6 protein-coding genes are annotated in these 4,048 nt (G+C 66.0%); 1 reads left to right on the plus strand and 5 read right to left on the minus strand.

The features are described from left to right. Positions 1-311 (minus strand): SURF1 family cytochrome oxidase biogenesis protein (locus D180_RS20050; RefSeq protein ID WP_017914170.1); only part of this gene is annotated, 311 nt, incomplete at its 3' end. A 30-nt stretch (positions 312-341) separates the two neighbouring features. Here D180_RS20050 and D180_RS20055 point away from each other — a divergent pair. Continuing rightward, entirely contained in the window at positions 342-560 is a 219-nt protein-coding gene (locus tag D180_RS20055) for a twin transmembrane helix small protein (protein WP_010341612.1), read from the plus strand. Between the two features lie 102 nt (positions 561-662). On the opposite strand, the gene D180_RS20060 is transcribed toward D180_RS20055, so the two are convergent. From D180_RS20060 to ctaD, 4 genes are read right to left on the minus strand one after another with little or no spacing between them, the layout of a single operon-like run. After that, entirely contained in the window at positions 663-1,544 is an 882-nt protein-coding gene (locus D180_RS20060; protein WP_010341611.1) for a cytochrome c oxidase subunit 3, read from the minus strand. Positions 1,545-1,563: 19 nt separating this feature from the next. Continuing rightward, positions 1,564-2,154 (minus strand): cytochrome c oxidase assembly protein, encoded by a 591-nt coding sequence (locus D180_RS20065; RefSeq protein ID WP_017914171.1) that lies wholly within the window; start codon positions 2,152-2,154, stop codon positions 1,564-1,566. After that, the gene (locus D180_RS24750; RefSeq protein ID WP_017914172.1) at positions 2,151-2,282 is read right to left on the minus strand and encodes a hypothetical protein; all 132 of its coding nucleotides are present in this window, start codon (positions 2,280-2,282) and stop codon (positions 2,151-2,153) included. Before D180_RS24750 ends, D180_RS20065 begins: the two co-directional genes overlap by 4 nt. After that, complete coding sequence (ctaD, locus tag D180_RS20070; protein WP_017914173.1) at positions 2,282-3,892, minus strand: cytochrome c oxidase subunit I; 1,611 nt, start codon at positions 3,890-3,892, stop codon at positions 2,282-2,284. The genes D180_RS24750 and ctaD overlap by 1 nt, the downstream gene beginning before the upstream one ends. Positions 3,893-4,048: the final 156 nt, after the last annotated feature.

Raw genomic sequence — 4,048 nt, forward strand, 5'->3', positions numbered from 1 at the left:
TACACCTTGACTCCGCTGCGGCCCTGCCGCAGCTGGTTGTCGAGCAGGATCTGCCCGGGCAGGAAGCGGCCAGCACCATGCACCCAGCGCAACTGTCCTGGCGGCGTCGCACGCAGCGCGTCGGCCAGCGTCTGCGGACGATCGCGCACATGCGCCGCCTGCGCCAGCAAGGCCTGCTTCTCGTGCATGCGCTGCAACTGCCAGCGGCCGAGCATGCAAAAGCACAGCGCCACCGCCAGCGCGACGCTCCAGCCCAGCCACAGCGGCATGCGCCGGCGCGCGCCCACGCGCGAGGCAGCGGCGAGGGTCATAATGCGGACACACCATGCGCCGAGACGCCCATGAACGACTCGCTGAAGACTTTGCTGATCGTCGCGTTCCTGCTGCTCATCCTGTGGAACCTGGGCGCCGGCCTGTACTACCTGTTGGTGGACCGCGGCCAGAGCAAGCGCACGGTGAACGCGTTGACCTGGCGCATCGGCCTATCGGTGTGCCTGATCCTGCTGGTGATCCTGGGCATCTACACGGGAGTGATCAAGCCTCACGGACTTGGCCGCTGAGAAACCGGGAATGGGGAATCGGGAAAAGAGAATCGGCAAAGCGGGAGCGCAAGCGAAAGCCGCGCTTGCGATTCCCCATTCCCGATTCCCTATTCCCAGCCCTCAAAGCACATAGACGAACAGGAACAGCGCCAGCCACACCACGTCGACGAAGTGCCAGTACCACGCCGCCGCTTCGAAGGCGAAGTGGTTGTCGCGGCTGAAGTGGCCGCGGCTGATCCGCAGCAGCATCACCAGCAGCATGATCGTGCCCAGCAGCACGTGCGCGCCGTGGAAGCCGGTGAGCATGAAGAAGGTCGAGCCGTAGATGCCCGAGCCCAGGGTCAGGTTGAGTTCCTTGTAGGCATGCATGTACTCCTCGGCCTGGAAGTACAGGAAGGTGCAGCCCAGCGCCACGGTCAGCGCCTGGAACACCATCAGCCGGGTGCGCTGTCCGGCCTTGAGCGCGTGGTGGGCGATGGTCAGGGTGACGCCGGAGCTGAGCAGGATCAGCGTGTTGATCAGCGGCAGGCCCCAGGCCGGGATGGTCTGGAACTGGCCGCCGATGCCGCCCGGGCCGTTGGTCGGCCAGGCGGCGGAATAGCCGTCCCACAGCAGCGCATTGGTCATCACCCCGTCGCCCTCGCCGCCCAGCCACGGCAGGATGAAGGTGCGGGTGTAGAACAGCGCGCCGAAGAAGGCGCCGAAGAACATCACCTCGGAGAAGATGAACCACACCATGCCCATGCGGAACGACACGTCGACCTGGCGGTTGTAGTGCCCGGCGATCGATTCGCGGATCACATCGCCGAACCACATGAACAGCGTCGCCACCAGCATCGCGATGCCGGTGAAGAAGGTCCACTTGCCCCAGGACGCGTCGTTGAGCCAACTGGCCACGCCGATCATGGTCACGAACATCGCGATCGAGCCGATGAACGGCCAGCGGCTCTGGCTGGGCACGTAGTAGGCGTTGGCGGTGGCGTCGGTGCTGGGCTGGGCCATGGCAGGCATTCCGGTCGGGTCAGGGAGCCGCGCGCGCGGAACCGGCCAGTTTCGGCGATCCCAGTTCCGCGCTCAGCGCATCGTTCTTGTAGAAGGTGTAGGACAGGGTGATGGTGCTGATGTCGCTGGGCAGGTTGGGATCGACGATGAAGCGCACCGGCATGTCGCGCTTCTCGCCAGCCTGCAGGGTCTGCGCGGTGAAGCAGAAGCACTCGGTCTTGGTGAAGTAGCCGGACGCGCGCGCCGGCGCCACCGAGGGCACCGCACTGCCGACGATGGCGTGCGCGCCATCGTTGTGCGCGTAGTACAGCGCCTCGTTGAGTTCGCCCGGCACCACCTGCATGGTCAGCTGCTCCGGATGGAACGACCAGGGCAGCTTGGAGTTCACCCCGCCATCGAACTGCACAGTGACCGTGCGCTTGCCCGCGAGCGGTTTGCCGGCCTGCGGCCCTTCGCCGGGGCCGCGCTCCAGGCGCACGCCGAACACCTTCTCGCAGGCGATGCGGTACAGCGGTACCAGCGAGAAGGTCAGCACGAACACCGCCAGCGCCACGCCGACCAGCTTGAACAGCCCGGCGCTGCTGTGCACCCGCGGCGCCGGCGCGTTCATCGGCCCAGCACCCCCGAAAGGACGAAGGCGACGTAGATCGCCAGCGCCACCGCGCCGACCACCAGCGCGGTGCGCACCGCACGTTTGCGGCGCAGGACCAGGTCGTCGAGCGGCGGTTGCGCGGTCATCAGTGGCTGATGTCGTCGTGGGCCAGATCGCCGGGCTTGAGCACCGGCGGCAGGGTGAAGGTGTGCGCCGGTGCCGGCGACGGCACCGTCCACTCCAGGCCGCGCGCGCCCTCCCACGAGCGCGCTTCGGCGCGCGCGCCATTGCGCAGCGACGCCAGCAGGATGCCGGCCATCAGGAACGGGGTGACGAACATGCCGAACGCACCGATCGAGCTGACCAGGTTCCAGTCGGCGAACACCACGTTGTAGTCGGGAATGCGCCGCGGCATGCCGGCCAGGCCGAGGAAGTGCTGCGGGAAGAACAGCAGGTTGACGAACAGCATCGTCCACCAGAAGTGGAACTTGGCCCAGGTCTCGTTGTACATGCGCCCGGTCCACTTCGGCCACCAGTAGTACACCGCCGCGATCAGCGCGAACACCGCGCCGGTGACCAGCACGTAGTGGAAGTGCGCGACCACGAAATAGGTGTCGTGGTACTGGAAGTCGGCCGGCACGATCGCCAGCATCAGCCCGGAGAAACCGCCGATGGTGAACAGGATGACGAAGGCGATGGCCCACAGCATCGGCGACTCGAAGGTCATCGAGCCCTGCCACATGGTGCTGACCCAGTTGAACACCTTCACCCCGGTGGGGATGGAGATCAGCATGGTGGCGAACATGAAGTAGATCTCGCCGCCCAACGGCATGCCCACGGTGAACATGTGGTGCGCCCAGACGATGAAGCTCAGGAACGCGATCGCCGCGATCGCGTAGACCATCGCCTGGTAGCCGAACAGCGGCTTGCGGCTGAAGGTCGGGATGATTTCGCTGATCACGCCGAACGCCGGCAGGATCATGATGTAGACCTCGGGGTGCCCGAAGAACCAGAAGATGTGCTGGTACATCACCGGATCGCCGCCGCCGGCGGCGTTGAAGAACGAGGTGCCGAAGAACTTGTCGGTGAGCAGCATGGTCACCGCGCCGGCCAGCACCGGCATCACCGCGATCAGCAGGAACGCGGTGATCAGCCAGGCCCAGCAGAAGATCGGCATCTTCAGCAGGTCGATGCCCGGCGCGCGCATGTTGAGCACGGTGGCGATGATGTTGATCGCGCCCATGATCGAGCTGATGCCGGCGACGTGGATGGCGAACACCGAGAAGGCGACGTTGTAGCCGCCCTGCAGCATCAGCGGCGGATACATGGTCCAGCCGCCGGCCGGCGCACCGCCGGGCAGGAACAGGGTCAGCAGCAGCAGAGTGAAGGCCACCGGCAGCAGCCAGAACGACCAGTTGTTCATGCGCGGCAGCGCCATGTCCGGCGCGCCGATCTGCAGCGGGATCATCCAGTTGGCCAGACCGACGAAGGCCGGCATCACCCCGCCGAAGATCATCACCAGCGCGTGCACGGTGGTCATCTGGTTGAAGAACTCGGGCTTGACGAACTGCAGGCCCGGCTGCGCCAGTTCGGCGCGGATCACCACGCTCATCGCCGCACCGATGACGAACATGGTGAAGCTGAAGAGCAGGTACAGCGTGCCGATGTCCTTGTGGTTGGTGGAGAAGAACCAACGCTCGACGAAGCTCTGCTGATGCCCGTGCTCGTCGTGGTGATCGACTGCCGAATGGGCCATGGCGGCTACCTCAGAAAAGGAATGCTGGAGATCAGGCGGCTTGCACGATCAGGTGCGAGTCGGAACGAGGACGCGACAGCCGCGCCTGCGGCGGCGGTGCCGGCGCCTGGGCGTCGGCAGGCGCGGCAGCGGGTTCGGCGGAGGCCGGCGCAGCAG

This window comes from Xanthomonas sp. SHU 166 (assembly GCF_000364685.1).
GTDB lineage: Bacteria > Pseudomonadota > Gammaproteobacteria > Xanthomonadales > Xanthomonadaceae > Xanthomonas_A > Xanthomonas_A sontii.